Below are 16480 nucleotides of genomic sequence, written 5' to 3' on the forward strand. Positions count from 1 at the left end.
CAAAAACGGTTTAAGTAGGAAATCGGCCCCCTAGCTCATGCTTGGTTAGAGCAGCGGACTCATAATCCGTTGGTGCGCAGTTCGACTCTGCGGGGGGCCACCAGAATTAAGTAATACATTTAAAGAGTTACAGGCCTGAGGCGTGTAACTCTTTTTTCGTCAGCGACCTACTAATCCTAAATTAGGTAGGTACCCATAAAAAAAGCGCGTTACTTCACAGTAACGCGCTTTTTGCTTATTTAGCCCCGCCGTCAATCCAAATACAAATCGCTTCATAGCCTCAGAAAATAGACGGGAGTTAGTCTCGATCTAACTTAAACCAATGTCAGCGTGACGTCGACATTGCCACGGGTTGCGTTTGAATAAGGACATACATGATGCGCTTTATCGACCAATGTTTGTGCCGCGGCTTTATCCATACCTGGAATCGAAATCTTCAATTCGACTTCAATACCAAAGCCACCCGGTATTTGGCCGATACCTACTAGGCCAGTGATGGAAGTGTCAGCTGGCAGCGCGATTTTGTCTTGTGATGCCACAAATTTCATTGCGCCGATAAAACAAGCTGAATAGCCTGCTGCAAACAGTTGTTCAGGGTTAGTACCATTACCGCCACCACCGCCGAGTTCTTTCGGAGTGGTTAATTTTAGGTCAACGATGCCGTCTGGTGAAACAGCACGACCATCACGTCCACCAGTTGCTGTGGCTGTAGCTGTAAATAGAATTTTTTCGACTGACATAATAATTTCCTTTAGATAAATTACATTAAATGGCCGCTTGAGAAAATCCGTTAAAACTCGTCAGCTGGCTTTACTGAGAATACGGATACTAACAACTACCTTACACTGCAACGCATATTTGAGCAGATTATTCGTCATAAATTACACAATAAAATTGCACACAATTTAATAGAAAAAATATCAAATTGCTCTACTGCCTTACCTCACACAATTAAGTAATATTGCTAGCCATTGCTCTACGCAAACGCTGCAACTGGCCTGTTAGCGCTTTTAATTCGTCCAGCGAACATTGCGCGCTGCAGCTGACCTGCTGCGGAATAGTTTGCGCTTGGTGCCGCAAACTATCACCCATTGCAGTCAGACTAACGATCACCTGACGCTCGTCCTTGGCGGCCCGTTGACGTCGGACCAAACCGGCAATCTCAAGCCGCTTTAGCAACGGCGTGAGTGTGCCCGAATCCAAATACAAACGCTCACCCACTTCCGAAACCGTGACTGCATCACGCTCCCATAATGTCAGCATTACCAAATACTGTGGATAAGTAATGCCCAACTGTTGCAACAACGGCTTATAAATCTTGGTCATGGTTAACGAAGCAGAATATAGCGCAAAACATAATTGATTATCTAACAACAAACTATCTGGACCGAATACCGCGTCAGACAGATCGTTATCAATGATATTTGCGTTGTGCGTTTCCATAGCCTGAATAATATACTGCACAAAATTAAATTGCAAACAATTTAATTGCAAGTATTAAAAATTAAAATCGTCCCTCATCAAACCCTGCGTAAATTAGCTTGTAAAACCACACTAATAAAATGCCCCTCAGGCGATTCTTACATCAATCGCGCGAAGGGCGTTCCTTACCAAACGTCAAACGCTCATATTTCCCAGAGTACTGGCACGATAGGCTGCGACAAACGTATCAAAATCCCCTATTTGGGTGCGCTCAATCTGAGCTTGCTCGTCTAATGATTTTGCGGCCATTTCGGTGAAGTAGGCATGCTCCTCCGGGCTAGGTGGACGCGCGCGAAACTGCTGGGCATGTACGTTACTCTGACGCAACGCAAATTGCGCAAATGTTTCCTGATGCTCCTGCATTGCGGCCAATACGCGTGCGGATGGTGTCAGTTCAGGTGCTTGCAACTTGCGGCGTTGCTGCTCCAGTGCATCTGCGTGTTGATTATCGTCACGCTGAGCATCTAGCAATACTGCTGCGGCGCCGATTTTTTTAAGTAGCGCCAATCCCCATGCCTGCAAGGTAATCGGGGCACCGTTATGCTGCAATTCCAATCCAGGGCGTCGGCCCTCTTTTACCACTTTGGAGAAATTTTCTCCATTTTCGATACTTTCGTCATCGGTCGTACACGGGCTTTCTTCAAGCGCGCAAAAGAGCAAGAAGGCATCCAGAAAGCGGCCAGTTTCGAGGCTGATCCCAGTCGGCTCAAATGGATCGATATCCATGCAACGGACTTCAATGTACTGCACTCCACGCGCGGACAAGGCCTGTATCGGTCGTTCGCCACTATTAATGACGCGCTTAGGTCGAATAGTGGAGTAATACTCATTTTCGATCTGCAGAATATTAGTGTTAATTTGGATCCATTCACCATCGCGGTGAGTGCCGATTTCTTCGTAGGGAGGATACGATTGGCTAACTGCGCGCGACAAACTCTTGATGTAGCTGTCAAGATTGTTGTAATGCGGCGTCAGATTTGCCTGCGCTTTGCTCTGATAGCCCAAATCGCTCATCCGCAAACTGGTGGCATACGGCAGATAAAGCGTGTCATCGTCTAACGTTTCCAGACTATGTGGACGCCCAGCCAAAAAGTTTTTAGAAAGTGCCGGGGAAGCTCCAAACAAATACATTAGCAACCAGCTGTACCGACGAAAATTGCGGATTAGCGCAATATAGCCATCGGACTGAAAAGATCTTGCCGTGCAAGGATCGCCCGCCACTTGTTGTAACAGCGGCCAAACGGCTTCAGACAGAGAAAAATTGTAATGAATGCCAGCGATGCACTGCATCCGCTTGCCGTAGCGCAAGGCTAGACCGCGCCGATAAACGTGCTTTAAGGTGCCAATGTGCGACGTGCCGTACCAGGCAATCGGAATCTGTTCCTCGTCTGGCAATTCGCATGGCATCGAATCACTCCACAGCATTTCATCGCCCAACTGGGTATACACAAAGCGATGGATGGTATCAAGTTCAGTCATCACGGTCGCGATGTCGTTTTCGGCCGGTGTGATGAACTCTAGCAACGATTCCGAGTAATCAGTCGTGATCTGCGGCTGCATCAATGCGGAACCTAAGGACGGCGGATGGGGCGTTAACGCCAATTTACCGTCAGGCTTGACACGTAATGTTTCACGCTCGATTCCACGCAAGCCTTTAGTCAATAAAGCACGATGCTCATCTTGTCCGAGTAGCGCCAGACGACGGGTGTAATAATCAGTCAATTCGATATTCCTTTCAATTTTGTCCCTCGTGCCTATTGTTTTTTTTCGCGTCGATAGGATGCAGGTACTGCTGTAGTACGCGAGAATAGCCGAAAATACAAAAGTGCGTCGGCGGACAGAACGCCATCGTCATCCATCAACAAACCCCCAAACGAATCAAACCATCCATAGCGCTCCTCAAAAGCAAAGATTGATTAGGTAGGATAGGTATTTCAGGTTTAAACGCAGAATTTATTTTTATAAATAACCGCCAAAATGTCGTTTATTCGATGCATTTGATCGTTTTTTGATATGCACCTAATCAAAACTATATGACAACAAAATCGCAGTACAACCTCTATTTAGAGGGCTGCCAAGGACAAGGAATCGCAGTCCAACAGACTTTCAAGCCTGTCGAAGCTTTATAATCTTGTTTTAATTTGCTTTTGCACCCTTCCCCACTATGTCAGCTCAATCAACTTCATCAGCACAACTCATTAACGGCAATCTTCTCTCGCAACAATTACGCGCCGATGTCGCCATCCGCGCCGCTGCGCTCACCGCGCAAGGTAAGCGTCCTGGCCTGGCCGTAATTCTGGTCGGAGACAGCCCGGCATCGCAGGTTTACGTCCGCAATAAGGTCAAGGCTTGCGAAGATAACGGTCTCTATTCAGTATTAGAAAAATACGATGCCGATCTGACTGAGTCAGACTTGCTAGCCCGCATTGACGCCCTGAATCACGATCCAAAAATCAACGGAATATTGGTGCAATTGCCTTTGCCTGCGCATATTGACGCTAATAAAGTCATTGAAGCGATTGCCGCCGAAAAAGACGTAGACGGCTTCCATATCAGCAATGCCGGTCTGCTGATGACCGGGCAACCGCTATTCCGCCCTTGCACACCCTACGGCGTGATGAAAATGCTTGAGTCGATCAATTTTCCAGTGCGTGGCGCGCATGCAGTGGTGGTCGGTGCATCGAACATTGTCGGCAAACCGCAATCCATGTTGCTCTTGCAAGCTGGCGCGACAGTCACCATCTGTAATTCCAAGACCCGCGATCTCGGTCACCACACGCGTCAAGCAGACATTCTGGTCGTTGCCACTGGCAAGCGCAATATTGTCACCGCTGACATGGTCAAACCGGGCGCTGTCGTCATCGATGTCGGCATGAATCGCGATGACGAAGGCAAACTGTGTGGCGACGTGGACTTTGCCAACGTCAAAGAAGTTGCGGGTTATATCACCCCGGTGCCAGGCGGCGTCGGGCCGATGACCATCACCATGCTTCTGGTCAATACGATTGAAGCCGCAGAAAGAACCTAAATTCATGACCTCCATTTCCGCAACATTGCTTCCACAAGATAATCCTCTATTGGATTTTTCCGGCCTAGCCTGTTTTGACAAAATTCAGCCGCAACACGTCACGCCCGCGATTGCCTATTTGCTTGAGCAGGCGACCGTCGTCGTGAAGCAGCTGGAAGCGCCGGACGCCGCGGTGACCTGGGCTTCTTTTGTGACGCCGCTCGAAAACGCCACTGAAAAACTCGGACGTGCATGGGGCATTGTGGGGCATCTGAACGCGGTAATGGATAGCCCGGAATTGCGCGCTGCTTACAATGAAAATCAGCCAAAATTGATCGAATTCTGGACCTCGCTGTCCCAAAATCTAGCACTATTCGAAAAATACAAAGCCCTTAAGTCTGGCGCCGAATTTGCCGATTTATCGCCAGCGCGTCAGAAAATTATCAACAACGCCGTGCGCGACTTCCGTCTAGGCGGCGCTGAATTGGCCGACGCAGACAAAGCTCGTTTCGCCAATATTCAAGAAAAATACGGCGCGCTGACCACCAAATTTTCTGAAAACGTGCTGGACGCTACTAACGACTACGCTTTATTCATTACCGACGAAGCCGAACTGGCAGGCTTACCGGATGACGCCAAACAGGTCGCTCGGGCAGCGGCACAGCAAGATGCCAAAGAAGGCTATAAATTTACGCTGCATTTCCCATCCTATTTCCCCATTCTGCAATACGCCGACAATCGCGACCTGCGTGAGAAAATCTATCGCGCCAATGCTACCAAAGCATCTGAACTTGGCAGCAAAGCAGATTGGGATAACACGCAAAATATTGTCGATATCCTGAAACTGCGGAACGAAGAAGCTAGATTGTTAGGCTTGAAGAATTACGCAGAACTGTCGTTAGTACCGAAAATGGCGCAAACCCCACAAGAAGTCATCGACTTTCTGGAAGATCTGGGCCAGCGCGCGCGTCCCTTCGCCGAAAAAGATTTAACCGAATTGCGCAGCTTCGCCAAAGACCAGTTGGGTATTGCATCATTGGAAGCCTGGGATAGCACATACGCATCTGAAAAATTACGCGAGCAACGCTATGCTTTTTCTGAGCAAGAAGTAAAACAATATTTTCCTGAGCCAAAAGTCGTCCAGGGTTTATTTGCGCTGGTGCAGAAGTTATTTTCAGTCGACATCAGCATTGATGCGGCCCCTGTCTGGCATCCTGATGTAAAGTTTTTTAAGATTGAAAAAGAAGGCAAACTATTAGGTCAGTTTTATCTCGATCTGTATGCGCGCAAAGGCAAACGCGGCGGCGCATGGATGGACGATGCACGCGCTCGTCGACGTCTGGAAAATAGCGATGCTATTCAAACGCCGATTGCCTATCTGACCTGTAATTTCTCGGCCCCTGCCCTTGTCGATGGAAAAGTCAAACCTGCGTTATTTACGCACGACGAAGTCATCACACTCTTCCACGAATTTGGCCATGGCCTGCATCACATGTTGACGCAAGTCGATGAAATCGGCGTATCCGGCATTTCTGGCGTCGAATGGGATGCGGTTGAATTACCCTCACAATTCATGGAAAATTTCTGCTGGGAGTGGGATGTGCTGCAAAACATGACCGCCGAAGCGACATCCGGTCAGCCTTTACCGCGTGCACTGTTCGATAAAATGACGGCTGCCAAAAACTTTCAGTCTGGCCTGCAAACTCTGCGTCAAGTAGAGTTTTCGCTCGTAGATATGCATCTGCACGACAAATACGATGCGTATGGCACGCAAACAGTGCAAGAACTGATCAATCAGGTTCGCGCCCAAATCTCCGTCTTGACGCCGCCGCCATTCAATCGCTTTCAGCATTCCTTCTCGCATATTTTTGCGGGCGGTTACGCGGCAGGCTATTACAGCTATAAATGGGCCGAAGTATTGTCTGCCGATGCCTATAGCGCCTTCGAAGAGATCGCCGATGGCGGTAATGTAGTATCGGCCGAGACTGGCAGCAAATTTCAACGCGAAATCCTGGCAGTTGGCGGCTCACGCCCGGCATTGGAATCATTCAAAGCTTTCCGTGGACGCGAGCCTAATATTGATGCATTGCTGCGCCACAGCGGTATGGCAGCCTGATCACGAGGGTAATTGGTAACGCCAAAGGGGATATTTAGGTAAATAAGAGTATGCCGTGCGGCCACAAATAAGATCGCACGGCGTATCCTGTTTGCACCCCGCCGATATCTTGATTATTAGCAGCATTTTAGTGACCATGCTAACAACGTGCGCAATCCTTGCTCCGTGGTGAATACGCAGCGAATAACTGGTCGGCAACTCTTCATATAAGGAAAATTAGATGAAACTGGCTGCATCTGTATTTTCAATCACCAGCTTGGCATTCTGCCTGTTAATCGCACCAAGCGCGCAAGCGGAACTCTATAAATCGATCGGCCCAAACGGCCAGATTACTTATAGCGATAGCCCTCCGCCATCAGGAAAAATCGTAGAAAAAATATCACTGATCACCAAAAGTGATGCCGACGCAAGCGGTTTTCCCTACGAATTGGCGCAGACCACCAAGAACAACCCGGTCACGTTATACACATCAGCAAAATGTCTGCCCTGCGACGACGGACGAAACCTTCTTATAAGTCGCGGCATTCCATTTAGCGAAAAAACAATCAGCACCAATGAAGATCTTGCGCGTTTAAAAGCCATCAGCGGCGAAAACCAACTTCCATTACTACGCATAGGGCGTAGTAATGAAAATGGCTATGAAGCAAGCGTATGGAACAAAGCCTTAAGCACAGCCGGCTATCCGGCAAGCAATCAGCTACCTCCTTCGTACCGCAACGGACAGGCCGCGGCGGCAGCACCCGTTGCCGCAACGACAAAAGGCAGCCCCGCCACCGGCAGTCCCTCTAAAAACAAAGCTAATACCGTTAGCGGCCAACAATTACCCGCCACCGGGAACGCGCCGCCTGGCTTTCAATTTTAAGCAGCAGACCTCAGCACACTATGACGCATATCGATTTTCATACGAATATTCCTGACAAGTTTTTATACACCTGTCGGCTTGTACGCAAAGCCCGCGCAGCAAAAAATCAAATCGTCATATTTACCAGCAGCGCCAATGACCTGGCCAAACTGGATCAAATGCTATGGACGTTCTCCGAGCACGATTTTTTGCCACACGTAAAAGCAGAAGATCCAGCCGCCATACAGACGCCCATCATTCTGACCGACAACAACACCGTCGAATTGCCGCATCACCAGGTGTTAATTAATTTGTCCGGCACCACCCCCACCCATTTCGCCCGCTTCGAACGCATGTTTGAAATCGTCTCGCTCGATGAGACTGACAAGAAAGATAGTCGCGATCGCTACCGTTTTTATCAGCAACGTGGATATCCACTAACCCACTTCGTTGCAAACAATGCCTAGCCGCTTAGGCCAAGAAACAGACACCCAGACCGCAGGAGAACAGTCTATGGATCACAAGCTCGACGCTGGCATTCCTCTACTCACCGAAGTCATTGCGACAGTAGAAATCCCTACCGTAGACGAAGTTTGGCAGGCAAGCGATGTCGCGGACATGGATGATGACGTCCATACTCAATCGTTTGTAGAGATCGATAACAGCGCCCAAACGATGCCGCCAGCGTTAGCGTCCACGAGCACATTAAGTCCTCAGGATTGGGAAAAACTGCAACGTGAAATGCATGGAAAAGTGTTGGAACAATTGCAAGAAAGAATCAATTTGATCATCGAACAACGGTTGCGCGAGAGTATTTCCGGCATTTTGCAATCGGTGGTCGACGGAATGGCCCAGCAGATCAAAAACACTCTGCAAGACACCCTGAATGACGTCATTTCCGAAGCAATCTCACTGGAATTGTCGAAATTTCAAAATACAACAAAATAATTAAAATACTTTGTTTATTAAACAAAATATCAATAAATATGATTTTTTTAGAAAAATTTTATAGCAATATTGAGTACATAAACAATCCAGAACTTCTTACAATAACGCTACTTCGTAAGGACTAGGATTTACGCAAAAGTGTACTTGCAACGCGCCTGAGTATCGGTAAGAGCGGTCATCGCGAAGGAATAGCTAGCAAATATGGCCTTTCGGAGCACTTTTGCGTAAGCCCTAACATTCGGAGATTTAGCATGAAAGTAATCGTATTGGGAGCCGGCATTATCGGCACTGCATCAGCATGGTTCCTCAACAAGGAAGGCAACGACGTCACAGTGATTGAGCGTCAATCAGGTGCTGCCCAAGAAACCAGTTTTGCAAATGGCGGTCAGATTTCGGTATCCCATGCTGAGCCGTGGGCCAATCCTCAGGCACCATTAAAAGTATTGAAATGGCTAGGCAAAGAAGACGCTCCGTTACTCTATCGCTTTCGCCCGGAATGGCTGCAATGGAAATGGGCCTTGAATTTTCTGCGCGAGTGCACGCCCTCGCGTACCGCTTATAACATTCGCCAAATCGTCGCCATTTGCGAATACAGCCGCCAGACGTTGCAATCCGTGCGCGCTGAAACCGGGATCGAATACGATCATCTGGTACGCGGCATTCTGCACTTTTATACAAACCAAAAAGAATTCGACGACTCGCTGCCTGCGGCTAAACTGATGCGCGACTTAGGTTGCCCGCGCAACTCCATCAGCGCCGACGAAGTGGTTAGAATCGAACCTTCTCTGGCCAGCATCCGCAACAAAATTGTCGGCGGCGATTATACCGACAATGACGAATCCGGCGATGTCTATAAATTCACCACCGGACTAGCCAGCAAAGCAGAAGAAGCAGGCGTGAAGTTTCAATACAACACCACGATTACCCGGCTGATCACTGAAGGCAGCGGCGCCAACGCCAAAATTACCGGCGTCGAAATTATTGGTGCTGATGGTCGCCACCAAGTCTTGCACGCCGATGCTTTTGTCGTTGCCATGGGAAGTTTTTCAGAGCAACTACTGAAGCCGCTCGGCATCAACTTAATGGTTTATCCGGGCAAAGGTTATTCAGCCACCTATAAAATAATTAACCCCGACGCTGCCCCGACGGTTTCATTGACTGACGATGGTTACAAGTTAGTGGTATCGCGCCTTGGCGACCGCCTGCGCGTCGCCGGAACTTGCGAATTGAACGGATATACCCGCGAACTGAACACCACCCGCTGCGAGGCAATTACGCGTCGTACGCGTGAATTATTCCCAGACGCCTGCGATTACGACAATCCGACCTACTGGACCGGTTTACGGCCATTAACGCCGTCGAATGTGCCCTATATTGGCAAGACCAAAATTGCCAACCTATTCCTCAATACCGGCCACGGCACGCTCGGCTGGACCATGGGCTGCGGATCTGGTCGGGCGATTGCCGAAATCATGGCTGGACGCCAGCCGGAGGTCGATTTCGCCTTTACCGGCGTGCCGAGTCAAAGGCCTGCAACGGTGATACAACCACGTGAAACGCAAGCCGCCTAAGCAACGCAAGGCATTCCAATGTCAGCACAACAGCGCTGGCACTGGATACCTTTTTCAGGCCTGACAAAAACAAAAAAGACTACAGTTGATATCTCAGCCGTAGTCTTTTTTTGTATCCATTTTCCGGCACCGAATCATGGTCCAGATATTGCTTTAATATTGTTTAAATACGGATAAGCGCATAGATGGTGCTGTTTTCAACATGGAACGCCCAGTTAATGGGCGTCAGCGAGCACCGGCTTATTTTTCTGCACGTACTTGAATCGTCGCGGCTTTTTCATCAAACGCTACGCGAGTGACAAATTTAGCCCGCTTCATAGGAAATCGAGATTGAAAGTGACGAACATTGCCAGACCCTGAAATGACCCTTCTGACGAACTGATAATACGCCTCCATATCAATCACGTGCGCCACCAGGAAATAATCATAATCACCTGAAACGAAATAGCATTGCATAACCTCAACCTCTTTATTCATGCGTAATTCGAATTCCTGCATGTGTTCATCGGATTGATTATTTAGTGATATTTCGAGAAAAGCCAGCATCCCGTAACCGAGTGCAAATGGATCAACTAAAGCGACATCGGCATTTATGATTCCTGCCTCACGCAAATCGCGGATACGTCGCAGGCAAGTTGGCTGGGAAATATGGGCTTTATCGGCGAGTGTGCGGGTGGGAATTTGATTGTCGCGCTGCAGCATATTGAGTAGCTTGCGATCTACCTTATCAAGGTTGTGTTGTTTGCTCATATAGTTGGTGTTGTTTGCTCATAAAGGGAGGGTAAGGGATTGAAAAAACGCATAAAACCTCTTTGCGAACTGTTTTTTATGATGTACCGTTTGCATGTTCGCAGCAACCTAATAAGCTGCAAACGGAGGGATAAGGTTCAGACACATATTGTGTGTGACTTTGTAATATTTAGTTTTATTTTAAATCCTCAGGAGAGAATTTCATGCAGATCAAGACCAAATTGATTCCATTAGTCGGCGCTATTGCACTTGCCCTGGCTGGTTCGGTATTCGCACAAGAAGAAGTCGTCAAGATCGGCCACGTTGGTCCACTTACTGGCCCGAACGCGCACATTGGTAAAGACAACGAGAACGGCGCCAAAATGGCGATTGACGAGTTGAATGCCAAAGGCACCATGATTGGCGGAAAAAAAGTAAAATTTGAACTAGATGGCGAAGATGATGCATCCGATCCTAAACTAGCCACCACTGTTGCCCAGAAGCTAGTCGATGCCCACGTTAATGGCGTAATCGGCCACATGAACTCTGGTACAACGATCCCTGCATCCAAGATTTACTTCGATGCTGGCATCCCACAAATTTCACCTTCTGCAACCAACCCGAAATACACCCAACAAGGCTTTAACACCGCATTCCGCGTGGTTGCCAATGATGGCCAATTGGGCGGCACACTCGGTAAATACGCAGTATCAACACTTAAAGCCAAAAATATCGCTGTGATCGATGATCGCACAGCCTATGGCCAAGGTGTTGCTGAAGAGTTCACCAAGAGCGCTAAGAAAAATGGTGCAACCATTGTCGCAACGCAATTCACAACAGACAAAGCAACTGACTTCAACGCCATCCTGACATCGATCAAAGCCAAAAAACCTGATCTGGTTTTCTTCGGCGGTATGGATGCGGTTGGTGGCCCGATGTTGCGTCAAATGAATCAACTCGGCATCAATGCCAAGTTCATGGGCGGTGATGGCCTGTGTACTACAGAGTTGGCTAAATTGGCTGGCGATGGCCTGAAAGACGATGACGTTGTCTGCGCCGAAGCGGGCGGTGTGCCAGATGCAGGTAAAAAAACGCTAGAAGATTTCAAAGTCGCTTACAAACAGAAGTTCAATCAAGACGTCGTCATTTACGCACCGTATGTCTACGATGCATTGATGACGATGGTACAGGCTATGCAAGAAGCCAAATCAACCAATCCAAAAAAATACCTGCCTTTCTTGGCTAAAATTAGCCACAAAGGTGTAACAGGTAATATCGCTTTCGATCCTAAAGGCGACATTAAAGATGGTTCGTTGACTTTGTACACATACAAAAAAGGCGTCCGTACTTTGTTGACAGTGACTAAGTAATTAGCCGCAAAATCCAGCAAAATTACAGCTGGAAAAATAAAAGCGCTCCGACTTTATTGTCGGAGCGCTTTTCTATTTCTCGATCTATTTCTTCCTCAGCGCATCTTATAAACACCGCGCTAAAGCTTATTTAAAAGCTGACGAATCACATACATTGGCTGCAACAGACTGAAGCAACAAGTCCAATAACGCTGCTGCGACAAAGCGTACCGTTAACAGCTGATTACCCCTTATTTGCAACCTTTAGGATGCACAGCGCTAGCCCCTTTGTCATTATATTCATCGCGCCCACCTCTATCCTGAAAGAAAAATACATGCATACGAAGTTCAAATTATTACCATCAATGACCACAATCGCGGTTGCGCTCATTACTGCATCCGGCAACAACTCAGCGCAGGAACAATCGACACAACTCGTAAAAATAGGCCACGTCGGGCCACTGACCGGCCCTGTCGCCCACATGGGTAAGGACAATGAAAACGGCGCAAGGATGGCAATTGAAGAATTGAATGCCAAAGGCATCTTCCTCGCCGGACAAAAAATACAATTTTCGCTGCAATCGGAAGATGATGGCAGCGATCCAAAAATGGCCACATCCGCTGCACAAAAACTTGTCGATGCAAAAGTTAAAGCCGTCATCGGCCACCTGCAATCAGGAACCTCGATCCCGGCCTCCAAAATTTATTACGATGCAGGAATCCCGCAAATTTCGCCCTCCGCTACCAGCCGCAAATATACGCAACAGGGATTCAATACAACATTCAGAGTAGTCGCCAACGATGGACAGCTTGGCGGCATGCTGGGGCGCTATGCGGCAAAAAATCTCCACGCAAAAAATGTTGCGGTGATTGATGATCGCACCGCATATGGACAAGGTCTGGCGGATGAATTTATCAAAAGCGCCAAAGCTGCTGGCCTCACCATAGTGACTACGCAATACATCAGCGACAAAACCACCGACTTCAATGCGATCCTGACCACCATTAAAAGCAAAAAGCCAGATCTGATTTTCTTCGGCGGCATAGATGCAAGCGCCGGTCCGATGCTGCATCAAATGCAGCTACTTGGAATGACATCACCATTGATGGGCGGCGATGCAATTTGTACCAATCAACTACCCCTATTAGCGGGAGCTAGCCTGCGCGACGATCAAGTAATATGCGCCGAAGCCGGTGGTGTAGAAAAATCGGGACAGAAAAAATTAGATGCATTCAAAGCCGCCTACAAGCAACGCTACAACAACGAGATAAAACAATATGCGCCTTACACTTACGATGCTGTGATGACAATCGCGGATGCAATGCAAAAAGCAAATTCAGCCGATCCAAAAAAATATTTACCGCAACTAGCCAAAATCCATCACAAAGGTGTGACAGGAGAAATTGCGTTTGATGCTAATGGCGATATTAAAGATGGTGCGTTGACCGTCTATACTTTTAGAAATGGTCAACGCACAGTGGTGATGGTTACTAAATAGAATCTTAAAATAGCTCAAATTTGAATCAAGAGAATTCGTTTAAAAGCTTGATACAAATCTAAGCTAATCAGTGTCAATACCCACGTCCAAGAATGCAACGCAAATAAAGCCGCCTAAGATAACATCAGTATTGCTCAATGAAGGACTGTAGGCTTATTGCCGGCGCTATGGAGCCGGTGCGACGTCTGCCACACAAAGAGCCGGAACCTTGACACCCTCGTCATCAGAGGCTGCTTGAGGACTTAGGCATCCCGACTTAGTCGTACCATTATTATTCCATGTAACGGCTCCTGGCACAAATAGTGGGGTCAGTATCAGCGTAGACAGCTTATTAGTTGTGGGGGTTGGCGTTGCTGTAATTACTCCATCAGTAACAGTCACAGAGCTGACATGTGTAGTAGCCACATCGGTTCTCGCCGGAATACCTAGGAGACCAGAACTGCATCCTGTCACAGTTCCCCGCATTTGCTGACATAAAGCTACGGCAGTTTTATACGGACCGACAACGGCATAGACTTCTGCAAATCTAGCCCTTGCGGTGTAATCCTGATAAGCAGGCAATGCGATAGCAGCCAGAATCCCAATAATCGCCACGACGATCATCAATTCAATCAGGGTAAAGCCCTTTTCTACCTGCCGTTTAAAGTGCGCAAATTTCATACATAATCCCTTGTTTTTCCATCAGAAAAAAGTCGCTATTCTTAAAAAGAATTGCGCACCTGCAGCTAATAGACGATAAATAAAAAAAGCAGAAAAATACTAAATTCAGATTCTTGTCTGGTTAGACGCCGCACCCTCAAACCGACGGCAATCCGTTGTATAACAACAAAAATCTCACAACCAATCTCAAGCTATAAGAGCCGAACTGTTGAGACGACATTTGAGTCGCCACGCTTTAACGTCGGCGAACTATATACGCAACTAATCGCCAAATCGCGGTATTAAGAATTTATTAGGGTAATTACTTACTCGCGCATTAATCGCCATTTTGTTCTCTCATTTTGGTAGTGTTACGCTATCTAAAAATACTCATCGAGATTAATTATTAAATTTATCTTAAGTAAAATTCGTATCTTTATCAGGCTAAAATATTCAAAAAATGAGCGCGAATAATAAAATTTTTATCACTATGAAAATGAATACAAACAACGCGCACAGCCAATCTAGCCGGGGCTCTCTGATGGCGACTATCAACAATTCACGAAATTTTTTATGCCGACTAAAAGCAAAATTCGAAATTAATTCCGTAGTCATTTACAATCCCCTTCGCAAGCAAATTGTTGTACGCTATGGCGTGCTCAATAAAGTCGAACGACTGTTATTACGACCGAGATAACCCATAAGCGGCTACGACAGCGTTGAAATCATTTACCTTAAATTTAAAATCCTTAGGAGGAACCGCATGTCATTTAAAACACACTTAATTCCTTTGTCCGCCGTAATTGCACTGGTATTTTCCAGCAGCGCATTTGCGCAGGAAGAGGTCGTCAAGCTGGCGCACGTTGGCCCTATCACAGGTCCTATAGCGCACATCGGCAAGGACACTGAAAACGGCACCAGAATGGCGGTGGAAGAATTAAATGCTAAGGGCATTATCATCGGTGGCAAGAAAATTAAATTTGAGTTGCTGACAGAAGATGATGCGGGCGATCCTAAGCAAGGTACTGCGGTTGCGCAAAAGCTGGTTGATGCGAAAGTACAAGGGGTGGTGGGGCATTTGCAATCGGGTACAACGATCCCTGCATCCAAGATTTATTACGATGCCGGCATTCCGCAAATTTCACCGGCTTCGACCAATCCAAAATACACACAACAAGGTTTTAATACGGCTTTCCGTGTGGTCGCAAATGATGGCCAATTGGGTGGCGCTTTAGGACGTTATGCGGTTGCTACGCTGCATGCTAAAAACATCGCGGTGATCGATGATCGCACCGCCTACGGTCAAGGCCTGGCGCAAGAGTTCACTAAAGGTGCCAAGGCGGCAGGCGCGAATATCGTGGCGACGCAATACACCAATGACAAGGCAACCGACTTCAGCGCGATCCTGACGGCCATCAAAGCCAAGAAGCCTGATGTGATTTTCTTCGGCGGTCTGGACGCTGGCGCTGGCCCGATGCTGCGTCAAATGAAACAGTTGGGGATTACTGCAAAACTGATGGGCGGCGATGCAATTTGTACGACCGAATTGCCGAAGCTAGCTGGCGATGCGCTTTCAGACGATCAGGTCGTTTGTGCTGAGGCTGGCGGGATTCAAGAAGCTGGCAAACCGGCGCTTGACGCATATAAAGCAGCGTTCAAAAAACGTTACGGCCATGAGGTCATTATTTATGCACCGTATGCTTATGATGCTTTGATGACGTTGGTCGATGCGATGCAAAAAGCGAATTCAACCGATCCTAAAAAGTATCTGCCTGCATTGGCAAAGATCAGCCACAAAGGCGTTACCGGCACCATTTCTTTCGATACTAAAGGCGACATGAAAAATGCGACGTTAACTTTGTACACTTACAAAGCAGGACAACGCACCATCATTGGCGTGACAAAATAAATGCAAAGATGATTAATCACAATCATCTTTGCACATAGTTTTATAGTGGTTTTTAATCGTCTCAGCTCAAGGGCTGGAACGATTAAAATCACGTCAGAATGTCTCATAAGATTTACAATTTATTCTGCCCCTATATCTTTGCAGAGAGTAATATTTAGCGTCGCACTTGCCTCGGTCAGTTTCTCTGCACTACGCACTTGATACGTCACTCTCTGTCGCGCACAACTACCCCGCTCTCTTCCCGATATCTCTACACGTACTATATTTTAAACGTCCTCTGCTACAGCGATCCTGTCGCAATGGGATGCCATGTTGTCCGACTAGGTAAGGAAGAAACTATAAATGCTATGGGCGATCTGGTCGCCGACAACGCAAAAAGATCGTTGCAAT

Annotated in this window: 14 protein-coding genes and 1 tRNA gene; 10 read left to right on the forward strand and 5 right to left on the reverse strand. The window is 47.5% G+C overall.

What is annotated here, in order from left to right; all coding sequences use genetic code 11:
• The first annotated feature begins 24 nt into the window (after window positions 1–24).
• Window positions 25–103 (forward strand) — tRNA-Ile (locus C7W93_RS14010).
• A 211-nt stretch (window positions 104–314) separates the two neighbouring features.
• Here C7W93_RS14010 and C7W93_RS14015 read toward each other — a convergent pair.
• The 3 genes from C7W93_RS14015 to gshA form a co-directional block, all read right to left on the reverse strand.
• Window positions 315–740 carry an organic hydroperoxide resistance protein gene (locus C7W93_RS14015; protein ID WP_108440823.1) on the reverse strand — a complete coding sequence of 142 codons (426 nt, stop codon included), beginning with the start codon at window positions 738–740 and terminating at the stop codon, window positions 315–317.
• A 211-nt stretch (window positions 741–951) separates the two neighbouring features.
• Window positions 952–1443, reverse strand: a complete 492-nt coding sequence (locus tag C7W93_RS14020) for a MarR family winged helix-turn-helix transcriptional regulator (protein ID WP_108442119.1) — start codon at window positions 1441–1443, stop codon at window positions 952–954.
• 174 nt (window positions 1444–1617) lie between these two features.
• Window positions 1618–3204, reverse strand: a complete 1587-nt coding sequence (gene gshA / locus C7W93_RS14025) for a glutamate--cysteine ligase (protein ID WP_108440824.1) — start codon at window positions 3202–3204, stop codon at window positions 1618–1620.
• Between the two features lie 442 nt (window positions 3205–3646).
• Between gshA and folD the strand changes: the two genes are divergently transcribed.
• From folD to C7W93_RS14055, 6 genes are all read left to right on the forward strand, one after another.
• Window positions 3647–4510, forward strand: a complete 864-nt coding sequence (gene folD, locus C7W93_RS14030; protein WP_108440825.1) for a bifunctional methylenetetrahydrofolate dehydrogenase/methenyltetrahydrofolate cyclohydrolase FolD — start codon at window positions 3647–3649, stop codon at window positions 4508–4510.
• 4 nt (window positions 4511–4514) lie between these two features.
• Window positions 4515–6605, forward strand: coding sequence for a M3 family metallopeptidase (locus C7W93_RS14035; RefSeq protein WP_108440826.1), 2091 nt, complete (start codon window positions 4515–4517; stop codon window positions 6603–6605).
• 220 nt (window positions 6606–6825) lie between these two features.
• Entirely contained in the window at window positions 6826–7467 is a 642-nt protein-coding gene (locus C7W93_RS14040; RefSeq protein ID WP_108440827.1) for a glutaredoxin family protein, read from the forward strand.
• 20 nt (window positions 7468–7487) lie between these two features.
• Window positions 7488–7913, forward strand: coding sequence for a DNA polymerase III subunit chi (locus C7W93_RS14045; protein ID WP_108440828.1), 426 nt, complete (start codon window positions 7488–7490; stop codon window positions 7911–7913).
• Window positions 7914–7959: 46 nt separating this feature from the next.
• Window positions 7960–8394, forward strand: coding sequence for a hypothetical protein (locus C7W93_RS14050; RefSeq protein WP_108440829.1), 435 nt, complete (start codon window positions 7960–7962; stop codon window positions 8392–8394).
• 251 nt (window positions 8395–8645) lie between these two features.
• Entirely contained in the window at window positions 8646–9965 is a 1320-nt protein-coding gene (locus C7W93_RS14055; RefSeq protein WP_108440830.1) for a D-amino acid dehydrogenase, read from the forward strand.
• A 240-nt stretch (window positions 9966–10205) separates the two neighbouring features.
• Here the strand turns inward: C7W93_RS14055 and C7W93_RS14060 are convergent, their stop codons facing one another.
• Complete coding sequence (locus C7W93_RS14060; protein WP_108440831.1) at window positions 10206–10715, reverse strand: Lrp/AsnC family transcriptional regulator; 510 nt, start codon at window positions 10713–10715, stop codon at window positions 10206–10208.
• Window positions 10716–10918: 203 nt separating this feature from the next.
• On the opposite strand from C7W93_RS14060, the gene C7W93_RS14065 reads away from it, so the two are divergent.
• Together C7W93_RS14065 and C7W93_RS14070 are read left to right on the forward strand one after the other, a co-directional pair.
• The gene (locus tag C7W93_RS14065) at window positions 10919–12064 is read left to right on the forward strand and encodes a branched-chain amino acid ABC transporter substrate-binding protein (protein ID WP_108440832.1); all 1146 of its coding nucleotides are present in this window, start codon (window positions 10919–10921) and stop codon (window positions 12062–12064) included.
• Between the two features lie 314 nt (window positions 12065–12378).
• The gene (locus tag C7W93_RS14070; RefSeq protein WP_108440833.1) at window positions 12379–13542 is read left to right on the forward strand and encodes a branched-chain amino acid ABC transporter substrate-binding protein; all 1164 of its coding nucleotides are present in this window, start codon (window positions 12379–12381) and stop codon (window positions 13540–13542) included.
• Between the two features lie 165 nt (window positions 13543–13707).
• Here the strand turns inward: C7W93_RS14070 and C7W93_RS14075 are convergent, their stop codons facing one another.
• On the reverse strand, window positions 13708–14202 hold the full coding sequence (locus C7W93_RS14075; RefSeq protein ID WP_108440834.1) for a prepilin-type N-terminal cleavage/methylation domain-containing protein: 495 nt from the start codon (window positions 14200–14202) through the stop codon (window positions 13708–13710).
• A 742-nt stretch (window positions 14203–14944) separates the two neighbouring features.
• Between C7W93_RS14075 and C7W93_RS14080 the strand changes: the two genes are divergently transcribed.
• Window positions 14945–16090, forward strand: coding sequence for a branched-chain amino acid ABC transporter substrate-binding protein (locus tag C7W93_RS14080; protein ID WP_108440835.1), 1146 nt, complete (start codon window positions 14945–14947; stop codon window positions 16088–16090).
• Window positions 16091–16480: the final 390 nt, after the last annotated feature.

The organism is Glaciimonas sp. PCH181 (genome assembly GCF_003056055.1).
In the GTDB taxonomy this organism is placed as follows: domain Bacteria; phylum Pseudomonadota; class Gammaproteobacteria; order Burkholderiales; family Burkholderiaceae_D; genus Glaciimonas.

Bases quoted from the DNA above. Each gene is read 5' to 3' on its own strand.
- C7W93_RS14015 (WP_108440823.1), bottom strand. From the start codon at position 740: ATGTCAGTCGAAAAAATTCTATTTACAGCTACAGCCACAGCAACTGGT.
- C7W93_RS14020 (WP_108442119.1), bottom strand. From the start codon at position 1,443: ATGGAAACGCACAACGCAAATATCATTGATAACGATCTGTCTGACGCG.
- folD (WP_108440825.1), top strand. From the start codon at position 3,647: ATGTCAGCTCAATCAACTTCATCAGCACAACTCATTAACGGCAATCTT.
- C7W93_RS14035 (WP_108440826.1), top strand. From the start codon at position 4,515: ATGACCTCCATTTCCGCAACATTGCTTCCACAAGATAATCCTCTATTG.
- C7W93_RS14040 (WP_108440827.1), top strand. From the start codon at position 6,826: ATGAAACTGGCTGCATCTGTATTTTCAATCACCAGCTTGGCATTCTGC.
- C7W93_RS14045 (WP_108440828.1), top strand. From the start codon at position 7,488: ATGACGCATATCGATTTTCATACGAATATTCCTGACAAGTTTTTATAC.
- C7W93_RS14050 (WP_108440829.1), top strand. From the start codon at position 7,960: ATGGATCACAAGCTCGACGCTGGCATTCCTCTACTCACCGAAGTCATT.
- C7W93_RS14055 (WP_108440830.1), top strand. From the start codon at position 8,646: ATGAAAGTAATCGTATTGGGAGCCGGCATTATCGGCACTGCATCAGCA.
- C7W93_RS14060 (WP_108440831.1), bottom strand. From the start codon at position 10,715: ATGAGCAAACAACACAACCTTGATAAGGTAGATCGCAAGCTACTCAAT.
- C7W93_RS14065 (WP_108440832.1), top strand. From the start codon at position 10,919: ATGCAGATCAAGACCAAATTGATTCCATTAGTCGGCGCTATTGCACTT.
- C7W93_RS14070 (WP_108440833.1), top strand. From the start codon at position 12,379: ATGCATACGAAGTTCAAATTATTACCATCAATGACCACAATCGCGGTT.
- C7W93_RS14075 (WP_108440834.1), bottom strand. From the start codon at position 14,202: ATGAAATTTGCGCACTTTAAACGGCAGGTAGAAAAGGGCTTTACCCTG.
- C7W93_RS14080 (WP_108440835.1), top strand. From the start codon at position 14,945: ATGTCATTTAAAACACACTTAATTCCTTTGTCCGCCGTAATTGCACTG.